15 protein-coding genes and 2 pseudogenes are annotated in these 25,142 nt (G+C 70.8%); 7 read left to right on the forward strand and 10 right to left on the reverse strand.

All coding sequences use genetic code 11. From position 1 onward, the window contains the following. Positions 1–343 precede the first annotated feature (343 nt). Positions 344–700: a hypothetical protein gene (locus tag EIZ62_RS08690; RefSeq protein WP_156692125.1), complete on the reverse strand. Its 357-nt coding sequence runs from the start codon at positions 698–700 to the stop codon at positions 344–346. Beyond that, positions 697–4,653, reverse strand: a complete 3,957-nt coding sequence (locus tag EIZ62_RS32725; RefSeq protein WP_280117768.1) for a polymorphic toxin-type HINT domain-containing protein — start codon at positions 4,651–4,653, stop codon at positions 697–699. Before EIZ62_RS32725 ends, EIZ62_RS08690 begins: the two co-directional genes overlap by 4 nt. 764 nt (positions 4,654–5,417) lie before the next feature. Here EIZ62_RS32725 and EIZ62_RS08705 point away from each other — a divergent pair. The 6 genes and pseudogenes from EIZ62_RS08705 (at position 5,418) to EIZ62_RS08725 (ending at position 13,102) form a co-directional block, all read left to right on the forward strand. Then, complete coding sequence (locus tag EIZ62_RS08705) at positions 5,418–5,927, forward strand: hypothetical protein (RefSeq protein WP_244375566.1); 510 nt, start codon at positions 5,418–5,420, stop codon at positions 5,925–5,927. A gap of 29 nt (positions 5,928–5,956) precedes the next feature. Then, a pseudogene (locus EIZ62_RS32380) lies at positions 5,957–6,634 on the forward strand (S1 family peptidase); the annotation flags it as partial. 168 nt (positions 6,635–6,802) lie between these two features. After that, on the forward strand, positions 6,803–8,134 hold the full coding sequence (locus EIZ62_RS32385; RefSeq protein WP_244376153.1) for an FG-GAP-like repeat-containing protein: 1,332 nt from the start codon (positions 6,803–6,805) through the stop codon (positions 8,132–8,134). A gap of 87 nt (positions 8,135–8,221) precedes the next feature. Continuing rightward, positions 8,222–9,988: a D-glucuronyl C5-epimerase family protein gene (locus EIZ62_RS08715; RefSeq protein WP_156692127.1), complete on the forward strand. Its 1,767-nt coding sequence runs from the start codon at positions 8,222–8,224 to the stop codon at positions 9,986–9,988. Positions 9,989–10,197: 209 nt separating this feature from the next. Beyond that, positions 10,198–11,976 carry a D-glucuronyl C5-epimerase family protein gene (locus EIZ62_RS08720; RefSeq protein ID WP_244375568.1) on the forward strand — a complete coding sequence of 593 codons (1,779 nt, stop codon included), beginning with the start codon at positions 10,198–10,200 and terminating at the stop codon, positions 11,974–11,976. 139 nt (positions 11,977–12,115) lie between these two features. Continuing rightward, complete coding sequence (locus EIZ62_RS08725; RefSeq protein WP_156692129.1) at positions 12,116–13,102, forward strand: aldo/keto reductase; 987 nt, start codon at positions 12,116–12,118, stop codon at positions 13,100–13,102. A gap of 27 nt (positions 13,103–13,129) precedes the next feature. On the opposite strand, the gene EIZ62_RS08730 is transcribed toward EIZ62_RS08725, so the two are convergent. After that, entirely contained in the window at positions 13,130–14,083 is a 954-nt protein-coding gene (locus EIZ62_RS08730; protein WP_156692130.1) for a hypothetical protein, read from the reverse strand. Between the two features lies 1 nt (position 14,084). Then, positions 14,085–14,483, reverse strand: a complete 399-nt coding sequence (locus EIZ62_RS08735) for a hypothetical protein (RefSeq protein ID WP_156692131.1) — start codon at positions 14,481–14,483, stop codon at positions 14,085–14,087. A gap of 2,404 nt (positions 14,484–16,887) precedes the next feature. Between EIZ62_RS08735 and EIZ62_RS32395 the strand changes: the two are divergent. Beyond that, positions 16,888–18,519 (forward strand): annotated as a pseudogene (locus EIZ62_RS32395) (CHAT domain-containing protein); the annotation flags it as partial. Here the strand turns inward: EIZ62_RS32395 and EIZ62_RS08745 are convergent. The 6 genes from EIZ62_RS08745 to EIZ62_RS08770 form a co-directional block, all read right to left on the reverse strand. Further along, positions 18,447–19,667, reverse strand: a complete 1,221-nt coding sequence (locus EIZ62_RS08745) for an acyltransferase family protein (RefSeq protein ID WP_156692133.1) — start codon at positions 19,665–19,667, stop codon at positions 18,447–18,449. The pseudogene EIZ62_RS32395 and the gene EIZ62_RS08745 overlap by 73 nt on opposite strands. Before the next feature lie 32 nt (positions 19,668–19,699). Beyond that, the gene (locus tag EIZ62_RS08750) at positions 19,700–20,086 is read right to left on the reverse strand and encodes a nuclear transport factor 2 family protein (protein ID WP_156692134.1); all 387 of its coding nucleotides are present in this window, start codon (positions 20,084–20,086) and stop codon (positions 19,700–19,702) included. 1 nt (position 20,087) lies between these two features. Then, on the reverse strand, positions 20,088–21,437 hold the full coding sequence (locus EIZ62_RS31920; RefSeq protein ID WP_167536354.1) for a hypothetical protein: 1,350 nt from the start codon (positions 21,435–21,437) through the stop codon (positions 20,088–20,090). A gap of 62 nt (positions 21,438–21,499) precedes the next feature. After that, positions 21,500–23,134 carry a citramalate synthase gene (gene cimA / locus EIZ62_RS08760; RefSeq protein ID WP_156692135.1) on the reverse strand — a complete coding sequence of 545 codons (1,635 nt, stop codon included), beginning with the start codon at positions 23,132–23,134 and terminating at the stop codon, positions 21,500–21,502. Positions 23,135–23,460: 326 nt separating this feature from the next. Further along, on the reverse strand, positions 23,461–24,000 hold the full coding sequence (locus EIZ62_RS08765; RefSeq protein WP_156696293.1) for a TetR/AcrR family transcriptional regulator: 540 nt from the start codon (positions 23,998–24,000) through the stop codon (positions 23,461–23,463). A 121-nt stretch (positions 24,001–24,121) separates the two neighbouring features. After that, positions 24,122–25,138, reverse strand: a complete 1,017-nt coding sequence (locus EIZ62_RS08770) for an agmatine deiminase family protein (protein WP_156692136.1) — start codon at positions 25,136–25,138, stop codon at positions 24,122–24,124. Positions 25,139–25,142 lie beyond the last annotated feature (4 nt).

Below are 25,142 nucleotides of genomic sequence, written 5' to 3' on the forward strand. Positions count from 1 at the left end.
GCCGCGCCGCTCACGCGCGGACTCCGGACTGGGCGGGCGGCTGCCGCTATGCCTCCAGTCAAGAGGAGACCCAGTGGGCCACATCACCCCAAGCCGAACCGAGGTGGGTCCCGGGTGGCCACTACCCGGTTCCCACCAAGGTCGTCGGCTGGAGCTGGACCACGTGCCACTTAAGGCCTTCGCCCGTGCCCGACTCCTCGAAATCTCTGCTCGGTGAACGAGACGGTGTATCCGCACCAATGACACTGAGACTGCGGTCTATGCACTGATCCGCGGTAGAACGCGCAAGACCCCACCGCAGCAGAACGGTGGGGTCTTGCGATCCGTCACGAAGCGGTGACTCCTACTGTTCCAGTTTCTCCAGGCCTATGCCCAGGAACTCGGCCAGCAGCTGGAACAGGCCGTCCACGGCTGCCTCTTCCTCGGCCGCACTCATGGTCCCCGCTGGTCGGCTCGCATCCCAGCCGGGAAAGACGACGATGAGGATCAAGCTCCACCAGGGCAGGTTGGCGCCATACCCCGTCCTGGCTGCCAGCCACTCCGGGAACTCCTCGAGGAGGCCGGGGCCGTGGAGACGCGAGCCTGTGTCCATCCCCTGGAGAAAGGCAACGTACTGAGAGAAGGAACCATCCAGGCCCGCCATCGCGGGCCTCAATTTCACGTTTCGCAAGATGAGGTCCATGCGAAGTCCAGCGCTCATCCTGTCTCCCTGAACCGATACCCGTTGAGGTCCGGGTCCCAGAATAGGCTGCCCCGTGTCAGTTGCACCGTCTCACTCGCATCCTCCCATTGAGCCATGTACTCGTCGAACGGCTCGCCGTGCCGTCCTGTCCACGCGTCGTAGGCTCGGTCGTTGTGCACCACGAAGTAGTGCTGACTCCAGCCGGTCTGCACGTCTCGGTACTTCCAAAGACCCAGGCCGCCCGGCCCTCTGGCTCGGTAGACCTGGCCTCCGCCCAACCGTCCGATGATATCGATGGCGCACTTCTCGCAGCCGCTGCTGTACGCGATCTTGTCTACCGGCTGAGGAGTCCAGTCGTCACCAAGATCGTCACAATCGGCGTTGTGAACGAGGACCGGGGCATCACCCGCCAGAACATAGTAGGTGTGCAAATCGGTGACGGTGAGGTTGTACGTTCGCGCGTGCCGCGTGAAGGAACGATTACTCTGAACGGTGACAGGGGTCTTGTCGGCGCTCAGCAGGGTCATCCCGGGAAGGAGGTCGTCAGCAGGCACCCAGGCGCGCTTCGATGGGCTCCAGAAGGGGTGTTCGTGGGTCGCCGTAAGCTTCTCCGGCCCCTTCGAGGTGGCGAGGATCAGCTCGTTGAACAACTTGTCGTCCTCGGTGACGATGAGGCGGGCCACTGTGCGCGGGCCTGTCGCCCCGGTCACCGGCTCGGTAGCGAGGACTGTGTCACCTGCTCTGACGTCCTCAATGTTCCGGGTGGCTCCGTCACTCATGAGCACCTTTGTGCCGGCAGGGAAGCACTTCGTACATCCCACTCGTTGAGCATCGCGGATCAAGTCGTACGCCTCCTTGAGAAGGCGCAGCTTGGAGTTGACGGTGACGTCCTTCATTAGGTCGCCGCAGTCCCACAGTTTGTTCCACTCTCCGGGGCGGAACGACATGCACTCTTCCAGCTGAGAAAGTCCGGAAAGGTCCTTGGTGACCCGCCAGAAAAGATCGCTGCCTTCCTTGGCCCAGCGGTATGAGGCGCAAAGTCCGTCGGCTACAGGCCTCTTGTCGCAGTGGAAAATCGGGTCGGGCCCCGTTTCGCAATTGAGGACTCCGCAGGTGCGCTTCCTTTCCATCGCCTGGCGTTCGGGATCAGTCAGCCGACTCTTGCGGGCTTCCTCCTCCTCCTTCAGCTTGGCGACTGCGATGGCGAAGGCGTCGACACCGGCTTTCAGCGCTGCCTCGGCATCCTTGCCGGCCGCGACAGCGGAAGCGCGGGCTTGGTCTGCGGCGTGCCAGGCGCTGGACGCGGATGCATAGGCCATCTGCGACGAGATCACCGCGTCGGCCGCGGAGGTCTCAGCGTCCGTTGCGGCCCGATGGGCGGACGCTTCGGCGCTGCGTGCCTTGCGGGCGGATTCGGCAGCGTTCGCGGCGGAGGCTTCGGCGTTCTTAGCGGACTCGTCGGCCTGCGCGGCGTAGCGATCGGCCTCTGCGGCAGAAGCCGTGGCCTGTTTGGCGTACACGTCCGCTTCCGCGGCGGCCTTGCGGGCAACCGCGGCTACCCGCTGCGCCTCGGCGGCGTCCCTCTGTGCCTTGGCGGCGATGGCTGCCGCCTCAGAGATCAACTGTTGGACCTGGTGGGCATGCGTGGCGGCGAGGAGATCCTTGCGCTTCGCTCTGTATTGCCCCGCCTCGATGAAGTTGTGAAGCTGCCCGGCCGGGCCGTTCAAGGCTATGCGTGCCGCAGCCTTGACTTCCGGGCCACCGCTTTCAATCAGCTGTGCGGCAATCACCTCCTCGTCCCTGTGGCGAGCCGTGTACTGACCCGTAGCGATGAACTCGCGGTACCGACCAACGTCACCCGAGTTCAGAGCGGCCCGGCCCTTCTCCTCGACTTCGCGCTGACCGCCGGACTGCGCGGTGGCGATGATCTGAGCGATGTGGACACGCAGCTCCGCTGCCGCGGCCTGGTACTGGCCGCTGGTCAGGAACGCCGACACGGCGTTGGCGTCACCCTTGAGGGCTTCCAAAGCGGCGGTACGCACCGAGGACAGTGCGCTCTCCTCGACGAGGTACTCCAGCCGGTTGCGCTCGTCCTGCTGGAGGGCGCTCTTCCAGCCGTTGCGGACGTACCCAATGACGACGGTGTCGTCACCGCCCAGGGCCGCTTCGGCGGCGGCTCGGCTCCAGGGTTCACCGCCTTTCGCAATGAGCAGGGCGAGCTTGCGGCCCTTCGCGACCACGGTGGGGATGTCGATGTCGGGCTGGGCGGCCTCGGTGGCTAGCCGCTGAGCCTCTGCCTGACGGTCCTTTGTCTCCTGCACCGCCCGGTCCTGGTCGGTGTGCAGTTGGAGATCCTCAGTTCTGAGGTCCTTGGCGTGCTCGATGCCCTCGTTCGTGCGGACGCGTAGCTCTTCGACCTCAACTTCGCGGGCTAGGGCGAAGACATTCTTGGCCTTGTCGACGGCCGAGCTTGCGGCATTGGCAGCCACTTGTGCGGCGTTGGCGTGCGCCGTGGACTGCGTTGCGGCGACGGCGGCGTCTCCAGCGTGGTCAGCTGCCTCGTCCGCGGCCTTGGCGGCAGCCTCGGCGTGTCCGGCCGCTGAGTTGGCCGAGTCACGTGCCTCTGCTGCCGCGGCTGCGGACTTTCGTGCGAGAGCCTCCGCGGCATTGGCTGCGCGGGTGGCCTCGGCGGCGTGGCGCCTTGCTGCGTCGGCAGCGGCCTTGGCTTCGGCGGCCTTGGCGCCGCTGATATTGGCGGCGCCACTGGCGTCCTGGGCGGCGGAGGCAGCTGCGTTGACGTTCAGGCCGGCGCTGGCAGCAGCTTTTGCGGCGTTGCCGGCCTCGGTCGCAGCGATCGTGGCCTGGTCGGCGGCGTCAGCGGCGAGTCTGGCGCCCTTCGCCGCAGTGCGCGCGCCTTCTGCGGCCTGGCGCGCAGCGGCCGCGTTCGTGGCGTCGGTGGCTGCAGCTGCAGCCGCGCTGCGGGCGCGAGAAGCGGCTTGGGCGGCCCCTGCGGCTGCGGAGGCTGCCTGGACGGAGGCGTTGGCTGCGATGCGTGCCGAGTTGTTGGCCGCGCGGGCTGAGTCGATCGCCTGCTGAGCGGCGGATGCGGCCTGCGCGGCGGCGGAGGCCGCGCGTCCGGCCGCGCTTGCGGCGTCAGAGGCATCTTCCTTCGCGGCCAGGGCTTCGGCGGCGGCCTTCGCGGCGGCTTCCTTGGCGAGCTGCGAAGCGGCGACCGCACGGGCGGAGGCCTCCTTGGCCGCTGAGGTTTCCTTCGCGGCCTGGCGGCCGGCTTCGCGGGCCTGTTCGGCAAGTTGGGCAACAGTGGCGTGCTCTTGGTCGCGCGCCCGGGCGACGTACTGGCCGACTACCAGGAACTCCCGGATGTCGTCTGGAGTCCCGTTCAGGGCAATCCGCCCGGCCTGGCGTACGTTGGGCCCACCGACGCTCAGAACCTGTGCCAATTGGACCCGCTCATCCTGGTCCCGCTGTGTGTACTGGCTTTCCTCCAGAAACCGCCTGACGTCCTCGGAAGTGCCATCCAGGGCGGCTCGGCCCGATATTTGCACCCCGCGACCGCCGGTGGCGATGATCTGGGCTACGCGAACCCGTTGATCCTCATGAAAGGGTGTCTGCCAGCCGGAGCTTACAAACTTTTGAAGGTCCGCAGGTGTGCCCGCCAGTGCCGCACGGGCGGCTCTCAGGGTGGCGGTCCCACCGAGACTGGCGATCTGCGCCGCAGACACCCTTTTGTCCTGAAGCGACTCCTCGCCCACCGCGCTTAGGAAGCGCATGACATCCTGATCGGTGCCCGTCAGGGCTGCTTCGGCAGCAGCTTTGACCCCAGGCCCTCCGGACTTCCACAAGTCCACGACCAGGCCCCGGTGAGTGGGGGAGACGGCGCTGGCGGCAACGCTGCCCGGGGCTTCATCGGCCTCGGCTGCTGTGGGTCCGAGAAGGCTTGCCAGGAACACCAGAGGCAACAGGCCCAGGCTCAGGGCGCGCACTACGAGTGCGACCCGTCTCGCCATGCCTCTCGGCCAGAAACTTGTTATCAAGGGAACTCTTCTCGCTCGCCGACATCCTTCAGTCGGCCGCCGTCCTTCGGCGCAGCGAGCATATCTACAGGTGGCCTTGCGAACCGCCAGCAATCGGTGCTGCATTCGGCCACCTCGTCTCCGGCTCCCTATCAACGGGTCCCCGCCGTCGAGGACTGAGGACTCCCTCTCGTCGAACCGCATTCGCCAGCCCTAGGACCCAGGTCACCGGCCTCACCGGGGGCATCGCTGCGCCGTCCGCAGCAGCGCCCGTGCTGAATGGATTCGACCGAAACCGTGCGGCGGAACCCGTGACCTCAGCACTGCTACGACAGGAGCCACCGCCAACGCTCCCGCTGCCCCTCCCCGGTGTCCTCGACGCGTCCGACAGTGTCCGCACCGTCGACGACCGATTGCACGAACTCTCCAGGGCCGGCCACCGCCGACATCATCCCATGTTCAGGGCGGTGCGCCCGAGATGGACCAGGTGTGTCCGAGGTCTACACCTGTCGTTGAGCACTCAGGGGCGCGCTCGTTCGGGGCCACCGAACCCATGTCGGCGCCTACCAGTGGCCGAACGCTGCACGTCTGTCAATGGCCCGAGGGCCGTTCAGCGAAGTGGTAGCTTGCACCTGCCCCTTGACCAGGGCCTTCCGGCCGACAGGCAGCACGTCGACCAATTCCGCGAAAGGAAACCCCGCGTGATAGTTCGCGCGCGAAAGCTCATGCTGACCGGAGCACTTGGAGCTGTCACCGCTGCAGCCGCGCTCCTGTTCTTCGCAGACTCTCAAGACCAAGGGAGAGATTTCGGACTTACCGCACTGGCCGCGGCCGACGGCAATCCGCCCTCCGGAGTAGAGGACTACAACTACCCTGGCGCAGAAACCATTTTCAAGCAAAAGGGAATCAAACTACTGCGTGGTGACGGCCGCGTCCTCCTCGCTGATTGCGGCACCTCTCCGAACGAGATCAAGGTCTGGAGTCGAGCGGGGGACATTTGCTTCCAGGCTAGCACCACCACTGGTTACATCACCATGGAGTTGACAGAGGTATGGGGCTTGGAGACCACGTCCCACTCGATCGACGCCGACCTCACCGCAGGAGGGGAAACGCAAACTGTCAACGTGCCCAAGGACGCCTTCAAGAGCGTCGGTGAGGGCATCCCGGGCGGAACCCCCTCGACTCTGGTTGAGATCCGGGTGACCGGTTGATCCACGTTAGCACTGCATTCATAAAGAGAATGGACAGGGAAAGACACGTGTCTGGGATACGCCCCCGCCCAAAGTGGAGATCGGGGCTACTTGTAACCGCAATCACAGCCGGTGCCCTTTGTGGCCCCTCAGCTCAGGCCGCTACTGGGCCTGCTATCACGGACAACGGTCTCGCGTTCACGGCAAGGCTGGAGATTGGCACAGGCGACAACACACGGGCATGCACCGGTGTGCTGGTTGCCTCCCAGTGGCTGCTCACTGCAAGCAGCTGCTTTGAGGCAGAGGGATCCACGCTTGCGCCGGGTAAGCCAGCTTTGGCTACGACCGCGACCATTGGCCGCGCGGACCTCTCGGGTACCGGCGGTCAAGTCAGTCATGTTGACTACCTTGTGCCGAGGGAAGGGCGTGACCTCGTCATGGCCCGCCTCGCCGTTCCGACCACCGGCATCACGCCCGTTTCCATAGCCGCCACACCACCGGCCGCTGGCGAGGTGCTGCAAGTAGCTGGTTACGGTCGGACCAAGACCGAGTGGGTTCCGAACCGCCTTCACACCGCGAGCTTCCAGCTGGACTCTCTCGCGGCTGACTCGCTCTCCGTCAGCGGGAGGACCGCCGCCGACTCGCTCTGCAAGGGAGATGCTGGCGGACCAGTTCTGCGCCAAAGGGATGGCGAGCTGGAACTAGTGGGCATTAATAGCCGCTTTTGGCAGCGTGGATGTTTCGGCGAGACCGAGACGGAGACACGCACGGACGCGCTAGCCGCACGTGTCGACAGCATCAAGGTCAGGTCGCGTTTGGACCCGGGCCAGCAGCTACGGCCGGGGGACAGCCTCGTCTCTGCTTCCGGCAGCGTGACCATGCAAGATAACGGTGACTTGGCTTTCGTCTCCAAGGCTGGAAGGGTCCTCTGGTCGACGAAAACCGCAGGCAACGAGGGCGCGACTGCCCGATTCGGCACCGACGGCAACCTCGTCGTCCGCAACGCCGCCGACACCGCCACGCTGTGGGAGTCCAAGACGTCCGCGGCCGGGGGCAAGCTGGTGCTGACCGACCGGGGCAACCTGGTCGTGTACAACGCCCAGCAGCAGTCGCTGTGGTCCAGCAACACCGTGGTCCGGCACGACGTCAACGGGGACGGGCGCAGCGACGTCGGTGCCTGGTACGCGTTCCCGAAGCCGGCGGTGTCGGATGCGATGTACACGTTCCTGGCGAAGCCGAAGGAGGGTACGACCGAGGCCGGTGTGCTGGGTGCTCCGGTGAAGTCCTACACGTCATCGACCGACAAGTGGAACGAGTCGGCGATGAAGAACGTCGCCGGTGACTTCAACGGCGACGGCCGGGCCGACATGGCCACTCTCCACGGGAACAGCAACGCGAGCGTCACGGCGTACGTTGCTCTCGGCCAGGCCGACGGCACGTTCGCCGACCCGGTGCAGGCGTGGGCGGCGCTGCCCGGTGGCGAGTTCCACATCTCGTACATGACGCCGCAGGCCGGCGACTTCAACGGTGACGGCCGTGACGACATGGCGGTGTGGTCGGCCAATGCGGCGACCGGCGAGACCAAGCTGTTCACCTTCACGTCCAAGCCGAGCGGCACCTTCAACACGCCGTTCGCGTCGTGGAAGGCGCCCGCCAACTCGTGGGCCAGGTCCAGCACCAAGTTCGTCACCGGTGACTTCAACGGCGACGGTCGCGAAGAGCTGAGCGTGTTCTACAAGCAGGGCACGCAGGGCCTGAAGACCTACGTGTTCGGCACCCTGCCCAACGGCGGTTTCTCGGACCCGAGCCTGCCCTGGTGGGAGAGCACGGACTGGGTTTGGGACAACGCCATTCCGCAGGCCGGTGACTTCGACGGTGACGGCCACGACGACGTCCTGGTCTGGTACAGCTACGACGACGGTGCCGACCGCACCTCGACCATGCTGTTCGAGAAGGTGGACGGGAAGAACAAGTTCGGCTCGGCCAAGGTGACCCTTGACGGCGCCAAGAACTACGACGTGTCGCGCCTGAAGATGGTGACCGGTGACTACAACGGTGACGGCCGGGACGACCTGGCCGTCATGAACCACCGGGCGGACGACAAGGTGCAGATGATCACCTGGACCGCCAGGTCCGACGCCATGTTCAACGGCGGTCTGGCCGGCTGGACCTCCAACGCCGGCGCCTGGTCCTTCAGCAACACCAAGCTGTTCGGCTCCTACAACTGACCATTCCGAGGCAGGGGTGTCCGTCGTGGGCGGGCACCCCTGCCTCGTCGCGTACCGCACCACACAAAACCGAGGGGAAGCACTGCCATGTCCGAAACCCGCTCAGGCATCGACCGCCGTGGCCTCATACGCCTGGCCGCGAAGGGCGCCGCAGCTGGTGTCGCCGTCGCCGCCGGCGGGACGTTCGCCGGGGCCGCGAGCGCGGTCGCCGCGCCCGTTCCGGCGGCCGATCCGCTGCGGGGCATGCCCCGGTCGCTGGCACTGAGCGTGCCGCGGAGGGTGAACGGGGACGCTCCCCTGCCGCCGTTGCCGGACCAGATGGACGGGGCGCGGATCTCGCGGCCGAGCCGCCGAATCCCGTACGCGCAGGGCGCGCCCTCGGGGCGGGTTGGCGGTGAGGACGTCCCCACCACCCTGCCGTTCGCGTTCAACCAGTCGGGGTACCGGGTGGTGACGGACCTGCCGGAGGCGATGCGGCCGTGGCGGGACCGGCCCAAGCGGTGGGAGGACCTCTCCCCGAACACCGAGAAGCAGTTTCTCGACGCCGAGGGTGTCGTGCAGGTACGCGACGGGTTCGGCAAGCCCGGCTACGACCAGCCCGTCACGCAGATCCAGTTCGCGCTCGGGTGCATCACCAGCTTCCGCACCGAGACCGACGCCACCCGCAGGGCGCTGTTCCTCACCCGGGCGAAGGCGCAGGCCAAGCGGTTGATCGACCGGCGGGTCGAGGCCCGTGGGGCGTGGTATTTCCCGTACCCGTTCGACCTGGTGCACGCCGAGCACAGCGGCGTCGCCTACAAGGCACCCTGGTACTCCGGCATGGCCCAGGGCGAGGCGATCAGCCTGTTCGTCCAGCTCTCCCAGCTCGACGCCGTCACCGAGGAGGAGCGGACCCTGTACCGCCAGGCGGCCGACGCCGCCTTCGCCTCCCTGCTGCGTGGTGACGACGGCTACCCGTGGTCCGTGCACAAGGACTCCTCCGGGTACCTGTGGATCCAGGAGTACCCGGGCGCGCAGCCCGGCACGGGGGACTTCACGTACAACGGCATGATCTTCGCCATGTTCGGGTTGTGGGACTACTACGTCGCCACCGGCAGCGAACTGGCGGCGCAGCTGTACGACGGCTCCGCGACCACCATCGCGCGCTACTTCCCGCTGCTGCGCAACGTCCGCTGGCACTCCTACTACTGCCAGACCCACCGGATACCGACGCCGAGCTACCACCAGCACCACATCAACCTCTTCCGCCAGCTCCACTGGCAGACCGGCAGCCCGGACTTCGCCCACCACACCGACGTCCTCACCGACGACTTCCCCTCCCCCTTCCTGCGCGAGGGGTCGACGGTCGCGTTCGCCGCGGGCACCCACACCCTGTACCGGCTCGACACGAAGGCCGACGGCGGCTGGGACAAGGCGAAGGAGGACGCCCAGCTGGAGGTGAAGAAGGTCACCTTCGACCGGGCCACTCAGGCTCCGGCTTCCATGCGGCGCCGCATCCAGGGGCGCGGGATCTACTACCGGATCAGCGCGGGCGCCTATGCCGGGTGGTGGGTCGGTGAGGTGTGGCCCACCTCATTCCTGCGGGGTGAGTACCTGGCGACGGTGTACCGGCCGCAGCGCACCCTCACGTTTCCCGGCGGGAACGAGGCCGTGGAGGTCTACCGGTTCACGGAGGACGGGGTCGCGGCGTCCATCAAGACGGTTTCCTTCGCCACCCCGTCCAACGCCCCCAGCGACCGCCGGTCGATTGTCAACGGACGGCCGATGTACAGGATCACCGCAGGAGCGCTGACCGGCTACTGGGTCGCCGCCACGAGCGTCACCGCCGATGGGCAGGGTGCCGGCCGGGCCTGATCCCAAGCGGCGGAATTCCGACACCTCACCGACGCCAGCACGCCGCTATAAGCCGGGATTTGGCCAGTCGGCGGCATCACACGGATCCGACTATGGGATCTTCTCACTTTTCACATACGATCCACATTCACCATTGAACTGCCCTTGGGGGGTACACAGTCATGTCCGGTAAGAGGCGTGCCGCCGTCGGCCGTAGACGGTTCATACGCTTGGCGGGCGGCACCGCCGCCGGTGCGGCGGTCGTCGGTGGCGGGACGTTCACCGCGGTGGCGACGGGCGTCTTCGACAAGCCGACGCCCGACCCGTTCGGCAACATGCCGCGGTCGCTGGCGCTGAGCGTGCCCGGTGGCACCGGCGGGGCGTACCAGATGCCCCTGCCCCCGCTGCCGGACCCGCTCGACGACGGTTACGCCTCCGTACCGAGCACGCCCCGCCGCATCCCGTACGCGGACGGCAAGCCGGACCCCCGGGTGGTCGAGAAGGACATACCGACCACCCTGCCGTTCGAGTTCAAGCGGGCCGGCTTCACGATGGTCAAGGACCTCCCCGAGAGCCTGCGGCCCTGGCGCAACCGGCCGACGGCCTGGGAGAACGTGACCCCTCCCCTGTCGTCGGTGTACCACCTGAACACCCAGGGTGTGTACATGTACTGGAAGCCCACCAAGGTCACCAGTCCCCCCAAGCCAGGTCCGGTGGGCTACGACCACCCCGTCGGGCAGATCCAGTTCGGTCTCGGCTGCATCGCCAGCTACCGCACCGAGACGAACCCGACCCGCAAGGCGCTGTTCCTCAAGCGGGCCAAGGACCAGGCGAACCGTCTGATTACCAAGCGGGTCCAGACGCGCGGCGCCTGGTACTTCCCCTACCCGTGGGACTACACCCACGCCGAGCACAGTGGTGTCGCCTACAAGGCGCCCTGGTACTCGGGCATGGCGCAGGGCGAGGCGATCAGCCTCTTCGCCCAGCTCGCGATGCTGGACGGCATCACCGAGCAGGAGCGCACCCTCTACACCACGGCCGCCAACGGCGCGTTCGCCTCGCTGCTGCGGGCCGACAACGCCTATCCCTGGGTCGTGAACAAGGACCGCTCCGGCTACCTGTGGATCCAGGAGTACCCGTTCAAGACGCCGGGCACCGGCGACTACACGTACAACGGCATGATCTTCGCCATGTTCGGGCTCTGGGACTACTACCAGCTGACCGGCAACGAGTTGGCGGCGCAGCTGTACGACGGGTCGGCGACCACCATGGCGCGCTACTTCCCGCTGCTGCGCAACGAGCGGAAGTTCTCGTACTACTGCCAGACGCACCGCATCCCGGCGCCCACGTACCACCACCACCACATCACCCTGTGGATGCAGATGCACTGGCAGACGAACAGCTCCGTGTTCGCTCACCAGATGGATACGCTGATCGACGACGTCCCGCCGTCTGGGGTCAAGCCGGGGTCGGTGATCGCCATCGGCAAGGGCACCTACACGCTCTACCGGGTCGACACCAAGGTCGTGACGAATAAGAGCGGCGTCAAGGAAGACACCGGCGAGTACTACGAGAACGAGAAGGCCCGCACCGGGTTCGACAAGATCCTCGGCACGAAGAAGGTCACCTTCGCCAAGGCCACCCAGGCCCCGGTCGACAAGCGGCGCCGCATCAACGGCGCCGGTATCTGGTACCGGATCAGCGCCGGGGCCTACAAGGGCATGTGGATCGGCGAGGCGTGGCCGAACGTCTTCCTGCGCGGTGAGCACCAGCCGTTCACCTACCGGGCGCCGCGGACGCTGACCATCCCGGCGGGCCGGGAGGTCATCGCGTACGACTTCGGGGTCAACGCGGCGGGTACGACCCGGACGCTGAAGGCGGAGGCGGCGCAGACGTTCTCGTTCGACCGCCGTGCGGTGGTGAACGGCCGTGCCATGTGCCGGATTTCGGCGGGCGAGCTGACCGGGCACTGGCTGCCGGCCAATCAGGTCGTCACCGACGGCCGCTGAGACAAGCCGCCTTTGGGGCCGGGTCGGTGCGCGCAAGCGCCGGCCCGGCCCCTTCGCGTGCGGCCATGCGCTTGACTTGGAGCGCGCTCCAACAAATAGCGTCCTGGGCATACGGCATCGACGCCCAGGAGGCATCAGCATGAACGGCGTACCCACCCGGCACCTCGGCGAACTGGCGGTTTCCGCGCAGGGGTTGGGGTGCATGGGGATGAGCCACGCGTACGGCGAGGCGGACGAGGCGCAGTCGGTCGCGACGATCCACCGGGCGCTCGATCTCGGGGTGACCCTGCTGGACACCGCCGACTTCTACGGTGCCGGGCACAACGAGGAGCTGATCGGGCGGGCGATCGCGGGGCGCCGTGACGAGGTGGTGCTGGCCACGAAGTTCGGGTTCGCCAACCGGCTGGGCGAGCCCACGGTGATCCGGGGCGACGCCGCGTACGTCCGGGAGGCGTGCGACGCGTCGCTGCGGCGGCTCGGGGTGGACCACATCGACCTGTACTACCAGCACCGGGTCGACCCGGAGGTTCCGATCGAGGAGACCGTCGGCGCGATGGCCGAGCTGGTGGCGGCCGGGAAGGTGCGCCACCTCGGGCTGTCCGAGGCGGGCGCGGGGACCCTCCGGCGGGCGCACGCGGTGCACCCGATCGCGGCGTTGCAGAGCGAGTGGTCGCTGTGGACCCGCGACCTGGAGGCGGAGATCGCCCCGGTCTGCCGTGAGCTGGGCATCGGGCTGGTGCCTTTCTCGCCGCTCGGGCGCGGTTTCCTGACCGGCCGGTACAGCTCGGTCGACGGGCTGGCCGCGAACGACATCCGGCGGACCCAGCCGCGGTTCGCCGACGGCAACCTCGACCGGAACCTGGCGATCGTCGCCCGGCTGGAGGAGCTGGCGTCGGCGAAGGGGGTCACCGCCGGGCAGCTCGCCCTGGCCTGGGTGCAGCACCGCGGCGGGGACGTCGTGCCGATCCCCGGCACGCGGCGGCAGCGGTACCTGGAGGAGAACCTCGCGGCCCTGGACGTCGAGCTGTCGGCCGAGGACCTCGCGGCCATCGAGGCCGCCGCGCCGCCGGAGCGGGTCGCGGGGACGCGGTACGACGCCACCAGCCTCACCTTCGTCGACGGCTGAGGGCGGGGGCTGAGGGGCGCGCCCGGCTCACTGCGGCTGGTGTGCCGTGAGGTCGATGAGGTGGCGGTTGCCCTGGAGGACGCAGGTGATCTCCCAGCCGGTGCGCCTGCCGAGGAGGCCGGTCACCGGGATGTGGAGGCGTTCGGCCAGCTCGGCGGCGTACACGTGGACGGTCGCCTCGACGAGCGCCGCGTAGGACTCGGCGCCGCCGCGGATGCGGAGCCTGGCGGTGACGTAGGTGGCGGCGGCGACGGGCAGGGCGGGCCACCACCAGACGGCGAGCGCGGCGTACAGCACCGCCCAGGCCGCCAGGGTGGTGGCCCGGTCGAGCGCGTCGCGCGCCGTTTCGAGCTGCTGGCGCGGGGCGTCCGGCAACAGTTGCCAGAGGGCGGGCCAGACGGTGGCGAGGTCCAGGTCGAGGTCGCGGTCCAGACGGAGGGCGACCGCGTGCATCCGGTCACCGGACCAGGTGGGGCGGTGCGGCTCCTCCGGGGAGACCCGGGCGACGGCGAGCCTGGCGGGCCGGAGGTCGACCCTGCTGCCGGGCGCCCCGGCGGCCAGCAGCTCACCGGCGCGGCGGCGCTCGCCCTCGTACGCGGCCACGGCGTCGGCGCGGCGCCGGCGACGGCGGGCGACCCGCCACCGGGCGAGGGCGCGCACGGGGCGGGGCCAGGACTCCCAGTCGGCCGCGTACCAGAGCCGTTCCACCAGCGAGCCGAGCATCTGGGCGACCAGGCCCACGGCCCCCGCCAGCAGCGCCACGACCAGCAGGAGCACCGCGAGGCGGGTGCCGGCTCCGGCGCCCGGGGCCGGGCGCCACGCCTGGGCCTCGCGGACCAGCAGGCCGACGTCCAGGGCGTGGGCGTGGCCGAGGGTCCGGGCGGCGAACGCGGCGGCCAGGAACAGGGCGCCGGGGAGCACCAGGAGGGTCATCCACCGCTCGGCGAGGCGTTTGCCCAGCTCGGTGAGGAGGCCGCCCATGTCAGCGCTTCACCCAGCGCAGCTGGGCCCCGCTCATGCGGCACCGCGGGGCGGCGGTCATCGTGCGTTCCGCCCACTCCACCCGGGCGCAGGCGTCCAGCGGGCAGAGGAAGGCGACGTCGGCCTCGTCGGGGGTTCCCACGCCGAGGGGCCACGGTTCGTGGAGCGTGCGGGCCCGCGCGCCGTACGCGCCGCGGGGGTCACCGTCCGCGCGGACGATGCGGTCGACGGTCTCGAGGAGCGCGGCGGGGTCCTCGGTTCCGTCGACGACGGCCCGGGTGAGCCGGTCCAGTTCGTCCGCGCGACCCAGCTCGGTCAGGTGTTCCCGCAGTGCGTCCAGGCGTTCGCAGACGTACGCCAGTCCGCGCCGGATCCGTGCGGTCGGCTCGTCACCCGTCATCCCGACTCCTCCCGTGCCGTGGTCCTTCCAGGGCATCATGCATGAACGGGGCGTGGCGGGGCGGCTGTTGGGGGCATCGGTGGACGACTCACGGCGGCTGTACCGGGACGTGCGCACGGAGTTGCTGAGGCGGGCGGTGCGCGCGCTCCAGGAGTTGCCGCCGGACGGGGGCCCGGTGCCGGCCGGCGACCCGGATCCGGCACTGATGGACGGCCTCGCCCGGCTGGTGGCCGCCGACCCGGACGACGAGCAGGCGGCGGTCGCCCTCGGCCGGCTCCACTGGTGGCGCCACCTGCGGCACGGCGCCCAGGAGGACCTGGACGAGGCGGTACGGCTGCTGGCGCCCCAGTTCCTGCCGGACCGGCTGTACCTGGTGCCGGAGGGGCTCAGGACGGAGATCGCCGACTCGTACGCCACGCACGTCGCGTCCCAGGTGGCCGACGTGCTCGCGCTGGGCGGCGACGTGGACGGGAACCTGTCCGGGCTCGCCCGGTGGTGCTGGTTCCTGCTGGACCACGCCGACCCCGGGAACGCCCGGTACGGGGTGCACCTCGTCGGGCTGGGGTCGGTGCTCTACGAGCGGTACAACACGCTCGGGGACGCCGGCGCCCTGCTCCAGGGCATCGGGCTGCTGAGCCGAGCCGTCCGCGTCACCCCGGCCGGCCACGAGACGGGGCACGCGGCCCGGGCGAACCTCGCCATCGCGCTGGCCCGCCGGCACGGGCTCACGGGCTCGGCCGGCGACCTGCGGGCCGCGTTCGAGGCGTGCGGCGCCGCACTGGACGCCCCGCTGCCGCCCGAGCACCGGGAGGCCATGGCGGGGCTGCTCCTGTCCCTGCTGGCCGAGCGGGTCGGGCGCGCCCGGGACGAGCACCGCTGGGACGAGCTGGCGGCGGCGGGCCGCGCGGTCCTCGACCACCCCGGTCTGCGCGCGTACGGCCACGAGGCGGTCGCCGAGTCCTTGGAGCACCGGTTCCGGGAGGGCGGGGACGTCGCGGACCTGGACGAGTCGATCGGCCAGTGGACCGCGCTGGCGGCCGCTTTCCCGGACAGCCATGGCGCCCCGCAACGCGCCTACTGCCTCCTGCGGCTGGGCCATGCGCACTGGCTGCGTTTCGAGCACGACGCCCGGCCGGGCGACCTCGACGCCGTGGTCGACGCCAACGAGCGGGCCCTGGCCCTCGTGCCCGGTGACGTGTCCCTCCGCTGGGAGGTCCTGCGCAAGCTGGGTGTCGCCCTCCTGGAGCGCGTGGACCGGAAGGTGACGGCGGGTGACGTGGAGCGGGCCGTGGCGGTGATCCGCGAGGGGCTCGCCGACCGGGACGGCCACCGGGCCCCGCCCCACCTCCGCGCGGTACTCACCAGGGCGCTGCCTCGGGCGCTGTGGTCGCGGTACACGCTCACCCGGCGCGCGGAGGACCTGGCCGAGACGGCGGAGCTGCTGCGGTCGGCCGCCGTCCGGGAGGCGCCGTCCCCGGGTGCCGTGCTGCTGTTCGGCGCCCTCGCCACGCAGGTGCACCGCGCGCGGTACCGGGCCGGTCAGGGGCTCGGCGCGCTGCACGAGTCGGTGGCCGCGGGGCGCGCCGCGCTGGCGGCCGTTCCGGAGGACCACGCCGGACGGCCCGAGGTGCTGGTGCAGCTCGTTCTGTCGCTGGGCGCCCTGTTCCAGCACACCGCCGAACTTCCCGTACTGGACGAGGCGGTGGACCTGGGGCGCGAGGCGGTCCGGGCGGTCGGGGACGACGCGCCCGACGGCCCGGGCGCGGTGAACGCCCGGTACGTCCTGGGCACGGCCCTGGCGGAGCGGGGCGCGCGCACCGGTGGCCTCGACGACCTGGACGAAGCCGTACGGACACTGCGTCACCTGCACTCCTCCGGGGCGCCGTTGACGTCCCGGGATCTGCACGGCCTCGGGTTCGCGCTCGCGCAGCGGTCCGAGCGGACCGGTGACCGGGCGGAGCTCGACGAGGCCGTCACCCTGCTGCGCGGGGCGGCGGAGGACTGCGACGAGGAGGAGGCGATCGTGCTCTCCGGACTCAGCAGCGCCCTCCTGCGCCGCTACCGTCTCGGCGGCGGACCGGACGATCTGGACGAGGCCCTGGTGGTCGCCCGGCGGGCCGCCGACGCGGCCGGGGAACACGATCCGGGGGCGCTGCCCACGCTGTCCGCCCTGGTCGCCGCGCTGATCGAGGAACGGCATCGCCGTCCGGGCCAGGTCGACGCGGACGAGCTGGTCGCCCTGTGCCGGCGCCTGATCGACCTCGCCCCGCCCGGCCACGCGGCCCTGGGCGCGTTCCACCACAACCTGGGGATCGCCCGCAAGGAACGGGCCGACGCGCTCGAACCCGATGAGCTGCACACGATGTTCAGCACGCTCACCGGGCGCCCGGTGATCCCCTTCACCATGGTCGAGGCGGTCAACGACCTGACCACGGCGGCGCGGAGCGAGAGCCTGCCGCCCTCGCAGCGCGTCCGTTCGGCCTGGGCGGCGGGCCTGACGCTCGTTCCGCTGGACGTGCTGTGGGCGCACGACCTGCTGGAGTACGCGGTGGGTCTCATCCCGCTCGTCGCCCCGCGCCGCATCGCACGCGTCGACCAGCAGCACGCCGTGAAGAACCTGTCCGACCTGGTCACGTTCACCGCGGCCGTGGCCCTCGACGCGGGTGAGCAGCGCCACCCGGACCTGCGGCACCTGCCGCTCCTGCCGGACGCCTGGCCGCGGGCGCTGCGGTCCGTGGAGCTGGGCCGTGCCGTCCTCCTCAGCCAACGGCTGGAGACCCGCGGGGACATCTCCGAGCTGAGGCGGCGGCACCCCGTGCTCGCCGACCGGTTCGTGCGCCTGCGCGACACCCTCGACGGCGAGGGCGGCGAGGAGAGTGAGGACAGGAAGAGCAGCGGGGCTCCGGACCGGCCCCGCGCGGCCGCCGAACTCACCGCCACCATCGACGAGATCCGTGCCCTGGAGGGCTTCGACTCCTTCGCCCGGCCGCCGGACACCGCGAGCCTCCTGGCCACGGCCGAGGAGGGGCCGGTGGTGGTGTTCACCTGCAACCCGGCGCGGTGCGACGCCCTCCTGGTCACGGGCGGGGGCGTGCGCCACCTGCCGCTCCCCGGCCTGGTGTACGCCGAACTGGCCGCACAGGCCGACCTGTTCCACCGTACGCTCACGGTCGCCGGCGACCCCGACGGCGACTGGCGTACGCAGAAGGAGGCGCAGCGGACGCTGAGCGGCATCCTGGGGTGGCTGTGGGACGTGGCCGCCGAGCCGGTCCTGACGGCGCTGCGGATCGGCCCCGGCTCCGGCGACGGCGGTGATCCGCCCCGGGTGTGGTGGTCTCCCGGCGGTCTGCTCGGCTCACTGCCGCTGCACGCGGCCGGCCACCACGCCGAGTCCGTCGCCGGGCGCGGTGACCGTACGGTTCTGGACCGGGTCGTCTCCTCGTACACGCCGACGATCCGCGCGCTGCGGCACGCCCGGCGGCCCCGGGCGGCGGGCGGCGGGCCGGGACGGTCGCTGATCGTCTCGATGCCCGACACGCCGGGCGCCCCGCCGCTGGCGGGTGCCGCGGAGGAGGCGGCGGCGGTCGCGGCGGTGCTGCCCGATCCGGTGATCCTCTCCGGGGCGACGACCCGGACGGCGGTCCTCGCCGCGCTCGCCGGGGCGCGCTTCGTCCACCTGGCCTGTCATGCCGTCACCGATGCCGCCGACCCGTCGCTCGGCCGGCTGCTGCTCGGGGACCACCTGACGCGTCCGCTGACGGTCGCCGGGGTCGCGGCGGTGGCGCTCGACGGGGCGGAGCTGGCGTACCTGTCGGCCTGCCGGACGACGTACACCGCCGCGGCCGACCTGCTGGACGAGGCCATCCATCTGACGAGCGCGTTCCAGCTGGCCGGGTTCCGGCACGTGGTGGGCACCCTGTGGGAGGCCGACGACGAGATGTCGGGGCGGATCGCGGACGGGTTCTACCGGGCGTTGTCGGGGCCGGGCGGGCTGGACTGCGCCCGGTCCGCCGCCGCGCTGCGCACGTCCGTCCTCGCGCTGCGGGACGACTTCCCCGGCACGCCGTCGCTCTGGGCGGGCCACCTCCACGCCGGTGCCTGACCGGCGCGCGGGCCCACCGCCCGCAGCCACCGCTCCAGCGGGTGCTCCAGCCAGTGGTAGGCGGCGGCCGAGAGGCCGAGGCTGGTGGCGAGGACCAGGAGCCAGAGCGTGAGCGTGCCGTGGACGCGGCCGGCGAGGACGCGGATCACGATCTCGTGGAGCAGGTACCAGGCGTACGACCAGTGTCCGAGCCGTACCGTCCACGTACCGCCGAGGCCGGTCGTCCGGCCGTCGCGGTCCGCCTGCGCGGCCGCGGCCACCAGGAGGGCGAACAGGGGCGTGACGAGCAGGTGGGAGGCGGTGTACGGGCTGTACCAGAGGGCGTCGGGGACGGCGGCCGACCAGGGGACGAGGGCCAGGTGCCAGCCGAGCACCAGGGCGATCGCGGGCCACAGGCCGAGCGGGGGCCGCCATCCGCGTGCCACGGCCAGGCCGGTCACCACGCCGAGGAGGAACTGGAGCACCCGGGTCAGGGGCAGGTAGTCCAGCGCCCACGCGCGCGTGCCGCTGTCGTCGAGCAGGGCTCCCGACAGCCACAGCGCCACCACAGCCACGCAGCACACGCCCGCGATCCACCGCCTGCCGCGCACCGAGCGGACGGCGGGGAGCGCCATGAGGAGCGGGAAGATGAGGTAGAAGAACGCCTCGTCGCTGAGGGACCAGGCGGCCGGATTGCCGCCGCGCAGCACGACGGGGTCCGGCACCCAGGCGTGGACCAGGAGCAGGGTCGCGGCGACCGCCTTCGCCGTGACCGCCTTGCCGAGGGCGAGCCAGGCGGCCACCGACAGGGCGGTGGTGGCGGCGAGCAGGGGCCAGATGCGGGCGAAGCGGCGCCAGAGGAACACCGTCACGGGGACGCGCCTGCCGTCGTACGTCCAGGCGAGGACGAAGCCGGACAGGACGAAGAAGAACGTCACCCCGCTGCGGCCGTACCAGGCCAGTGCGCTGACGCCGGGGATCTCCCCGGCCTGCCGGGACAGGTGGTAGAGGACGACCAGCAGGGCCGCCCAGAACCGCAGCCCGGTGAGGGACGGGAGCCGGTCCCGGCCGGTGAGGTCTACGGGGGTGGTGCTGGGGGGCATCCCGCGATTATGGGGTACGCCGGCTCAGTCGCTCAGTCGGGTGCGGCCGAGGTGATGTGGCTGAGGACGCACCGCCAGCGGCCGTCGTGCCGCATGAAGACGTCGGTGGTCCACTCGTCGGCGTCGAACCGCTCGCCTCGGTAGTGGGCGGTGTTCACGACGCGGGCGGTGAACAGGGCGGTGTCGCCGTGGACGCGGACGCGCGGTTCACCGACCGGCTCCATCGCCGAGTGGGTGAGGTCGCCGGAGGCGACGAGGGTGAGGAAGTGGTCACGGGTGGAGACGCCCGTGTCCGACACGATGACCCAGTCGTCGGCCATGTACGCGCCGATGCGTTCGGCGTCGTTCGACACGATCGCGGCGGCCCAGCCCGCCACGGCGTCGGCGAGCTGGTCCCTCGGGTCGTCGGCGTCGGGCACGTCAGAACCCGCCGCCGCCGAAGTCGCCTCCGCCGAAGCCGCCGCCACCGAAGTCACCGCCGCCGAACCCGCCGCCGTCGCCACCGCCGAAGTCCGAGCCGTTGAAGTCGCCGCCGGAGAAGTCGCCGCCCTCGTACCCGTCGCCGCCGTACTCCCCCGCGTACGCGGGGGTGGAGAGCATCGTGCCGAGCATGGTGCCCATGAGCAGGCCGGGCAGCAGGCCGCCGCCGAAGTAGCCGCCGGCCCAGGGCCCGTACGCCGGTCCCGCCTCCCAGTAGGGGCGGCGGCCGTGTTCGGTCTCGACCGTGCGCGTCATCGGGTCCTGCCCCTCGGCGAGCCGTGCGGCGTCGGCCGCGCAGACCGGCACCTCGCGCGCCGCGCCGCCGGCCGGGGCCCACTCCACCTCGGTGTCGGCCGGGCCGTGGCGCGGGTCGAAGAAGCAGGGTGCCCGCCGCTCGGGAAGCGGGCGGCCCTCGCGGCGGGCGGTCAGGACGGCCAGCGCGTACCGGCCGTCCTCGATGGCCTCGGTCACGCCCCGTACGTCATGGGGGTGCCGGGCCTGGCCCATCAGGGACTTGGCCTTGTCGTACGAGTCGAGGGCGCGCTCGTAGTCGGCGCGCATCGCGTCGTCGGCGCCCTTCTCGGCGGGGTGGAAGTCGAGCCGGTCGAGTTCCTCGCCGTACGCGGTGATGTCCTCGTCGACGACGACCCGCAGCTTCTCCAGGGCTTCCTGCTCCTGGCGCTGCCGGCCGAGCCGCCGGCGGCGGGTGACGGTGAGGGCGGCGGCGCCGCCCGCGGCGGCGAGGGCGCCGACGGTGATCAGTCCGGCGACCGGGGCGCGCTCACCGGGGACGCCGGACCAGGAGGCGGGTGCCTCGCCGCGGGCCTGCGGGAGGGCCTGGTCGACGAAGTTGTTCAGCTCGGTGCCGGCGTCCACGCCGGGCTGGCGGACGGACTGGACGACGTTCTGGACGGCCTGGTTCGTCATCACGGCCCGGTCCGCACCGGCGGCGAAGGCGTCGCCGAGGCGTACGCCGTACAGGCCGGTGATGCCGGTCTGGGTGCGGAGGTTCTGCAGGAGGCCCGCTTGCGGGAACTCCGCGGTGGCGGGCAGGACCGCCACGAAGACCGGTTTGTCGGCGTCCCGGATCTTGTCCGCCAGGGCGTCGGCCTCGGCCTTCGGCAGCTGATCGGCGGCGTCGGGGTGGACGTACACCGGGCCCTGCTTCAGAGCCTCGGCCGCACCCTGGAGCCCCGTGTCCCTGGCGCCCGCGCCGGGAGCCAGGGCCAGGAGCAGCAGGAGCGTCAGCCCCGCCACGACCGACAGGAGAGTGAACGGCCTGGTCCTCATACCACCGACGCTACCCCAAATGGGGGTAAAGGGGACATATAGCCAGAACCGAGTAGGAGGGATTATTCCGCCGGGTTCACGCCCGCCCGCAGCAGACCGTAGGTGTACGCGTCCTCCAGGGCCTGCCAGGAGGCGGCGATCACGTTCTCCCCCACGCCGACCGTCGCCCACTCGCCCTCGCCGTCCGACGTGGTGATCAGGACCCGGGTGGTGGACTGGGTGCCGTGCTTGCCCTCCAGGATGCGGACCTTGTAGTCCACCAGCTCCAGCTTGGCGAGCTGGGGGTAGATCCGCTCCAGGCCGGCGCGCATGGCGAGGTCCAGGGCGTTGACCGGGCCGTTGCCCTCGGCGGTGGCGACGATCCGCTCGCCCTTGGCCCACAGCTTCACCGTGGCCTCGTTGGCGTGGGTGCCGTCGGGGCGGTCCTCGACGATGGCGCGCCACGACTCGGTGCGGAAGTAGCGGCGGGCGCGGCCCTCGACCTCGGCGCGCAGCAGCAGCTCGAAGGAGGCGTCGGCGGCCTCGTACGTGTAGCCCTTGAGCTCCCGCTCCTTGACGCGCTCGACGACGCGGGCGACCAGGGCGCGGTCTCCGCCGAGGTCGACGCCCAGCTCTTTGCCCTTGAGCTCGATGGAGGCGCGGCCCGCCATGTCGGAGACCAGCATCCGCATGGTGTTGCCGACGCGCTCGGGGTCGATGTGCTGGTAGAGGTCGGGGTCCACCTTGATCGCGGAGGCGTGCAGGCCCGCCTTGTGGGCGAAGGCCGAGACGCCGACGTACGGCTGGTGGGTGGAGGGGGTCAGGTTGACGACCTCGGCGATGGCGTGCGAGATGCGCGTCATCTCCTTGAGCGCCCCCTCGGGGAGCACCCGCTTGCCGTACTTGAGTTCCAGGGCGGCGACGACCGGGAAGAGGTTGGCGTTGCCGACGCGCTCGCCGTAGCCGTTGGCGGTGCACTGGACGTGCGTGGCGCCCGCGTCGACGGCGGCGAGGGTGTTGGCGACGGCGCAGCCGGTGTCGTCCTGGGCGTGGATGCCGAGGCGGGCGCCGGTGTCGGCGAGGACGGTGGAGACGACGGCCTGGATCTGGGCGGGGAGCATCCCGCCGTTGGTGTCGCACAGGATGACGACGTCGGCACCGGCCTCCGCGGCGGCGCGGACGACGGACTTGGCGTACCCCGGGTTGGCCCGGTAGCCGTCGAAGAAGTGCTCGCAGTCGACGAAGACGCGGCGGCCCTGCTCGCGCAGGTGGGTGACGGTGTCGCGGACCATGGCGACGTTCTCGTCGAGCGTGGTGCGCAGCGCGAGTTCCACGTGGCGGTCGTGCGACTTGGCGACCAGGGTGATGACGGGGGCGCCGGAGTCCAGGAGCGCCTTGACCTGGGGGTCCTCGGCGGCGGTGCCGCCGGCGCGGCGGGTGGCGCCGAACGCCACGAGCTGGGCGTGCTTGAAGCGGATCTCCTGCCGGGCGCGGGCGAAGAACTCGGTGTCGCGGGGGTTGGCCCCGGGCCAGCCGCCCTCGATGAAGCCCACGCCGAAGTCGTCCAGGTGCCGGGCGATGGTGAGCTTGTCGGCGACGGTGAGGTTGATGCCCTCGCGCTGGGCGCCGTCGCGCAGCGTCGTGTCGAAGACGTGGAAACTGTCGTCGACGGCGGCGGCGCCGGCGGCGCTGTGAAGACTGTCGGTCTCCGTGGTCATGACTGTGTTGGCTCCTGTCGGATGTGGCTCCGGGCTCCCTGGATCCACCTGCCCCCATTCTCGCGCGCCGCCGTTCCCGGCCGTGGTGGGGCCGGAAAACGAAAAGACCCCTCGCGGGTGCGAGAGGTCTGCGCGCGGGTCTGAGACACGGTGTCCACTGCCGCGGGGGTTCTGCCGCGATTCAGTGGTCACTGCGGACCGGCGCGCTGCTGCCCATAATCATGGTGGTAGCAAGCACGTCCGGAAGTCTGCCACAGATGTGAAGGCCGGTGGACCCGGGTCTCACGATGCGGTCGGCCCCGCCGGCGGGCGGGGCCGGACGGCCGTCAGGGAACGAGGCCGTCCTCGATGAACTCTCGTACGTGGGTGAGGACCGCGTCCCGGCCCGTGCCCGGTATGCCCACCGCCACGTGGACGCTGAAGCCGTCCAGCAGGGCGCGCAGCCGGGCCGCGACGCGGTCGGGGTCCATGGGGCGCAGCTCGCCGCGCGAGACGCCCTCGGCGAGCAGGGCGACCAGGTCGCGGTGCCAGGCGCCCTCGATGGCCGCCTGGCGGGCGCGGGCGTCGTCGTCGGCGTTCTGCGAGCGGTTCCAGACCTCCAGCCAGAGCGTCCAGTGCGGGTCGCGCGGGCCGTCGGGCACGTACAGGTCGACGTACGCGCCGAGCCGCTCGCGCACCGGGGCGGGGCGGGAGAGCAGCGCGCGGCGTTCGGCGCCGAGGCGGCCCTCGCTCCACTCCAGGGTCTGGAGCAGCAGCTCGTCCTTGGTGCGGAAGTAGTAGAGCAGGTGCCCGCTGCTCATGCCGACCTCGCGGCCGAGGCCCGCCATGGTGAGCCCGTCGAGCCCGCGCTCGGCGATGGTCGCCATGGCGGCGGCGAGGACCTCCTCCCGGGGCGGCGCGGTGTTGCGCCGCCGGGCGGCCGGTGTCGTGGCAGGTTCGTTCACTCGTACGTTGTACCTGATCCGCCGTGCCCGGTCCGATTCCGCTTCAGACCCTGGGCTGCTGCTGGGTGATGCAGTGGATGCCGCCGCCGCCCGCGAAGATGGTCCGCGCGTCGACGAGTGTGACCGTGCGGTCCGGGAAGAGGCGGCGGAAGATGCCCGCGGCGATCTCGTCGCGCGGGTCGTCGAAGGCGCACAGCACCACACCGCCGTTGCAGAGGTAGTGGTTGATGTAGGAGTAGTCGACCCACTCGCCGTCCTCCTGGAGGACGGTCGGGGCCGGGACCTCGACGACCTCCAGGCGGCGGCCCTTGGCGTCGGTCTGCTTGCGCAGCAGGTCCACGTTGGCCTTGCACAGCTCGTGGTCGGGGTGGGACGGGTCGGGCTGGGTGTGGGCGACCACGACTCCGGGGCGGGCGAAGGCGGCGACGATGTCGACGTGGCCACGGGTGCCGTACATGCCGTAGTCGCCGGTCAGGCCGCGCGGCAGCCAGATCGCCTTGGTGGTGCCGAGCTTGGCGTGGATCTCCGCCTCGACCTGCTCGCGGGTCCACTCGGGGTTGCGCTCGGGGCCGAGCTGGACGGTGTCGGTGAGCAGGACGGTGCCCTCGCCGTCGACGTGGATGGCGCCGCCCTCGTTGACGAGGGGCGAGGTGTGCACGGGGACGCCGACGGCGTCCGCGACATGGCGGGCGATCTTCGCGTCGTGCTCCCAGCGCGCCCAGTCCGCCGCGCCCCAGCCGTTGAACACCCAGTCGACGGCGGCCAGGCGCTCGCCGTCGGTGACGAAGGTGGGGCCGATGTCGCGCATCCAGGCGTCGTCCAGGTCCCGCTCGACCAGGTCGACGTCCGGGCCGAGCAGCTCGCGGGCGGACGCCTGGTCGCCGGGGGCGTGCACCACGGTGACCGGCTCGAAGCGGCGTACGGCGCGGGCGACGGAGGCCCATGCCTCGCGGGCCTCGCGCAGCTCCTCGTCGTTGGTGAAGGTCGGGTTGGGTCCCGGCCAGGCCATCCAGGTGCGCTCGTGCGGGGCCCACTCGGCGGGCATGCGGAAGGTACTCATGGGT

The sequence above is a fragment of the Streptomyces ficellus genome (genome assembly GCF_009739905.1).
GTDB classification, from domain to species: domain Bacteria; phylum Actinomycetota; class Actinomycetes; order Streptomycetales; family Streptomycetaceae; genus Streptomyces; species Streptomyces ficellus_A.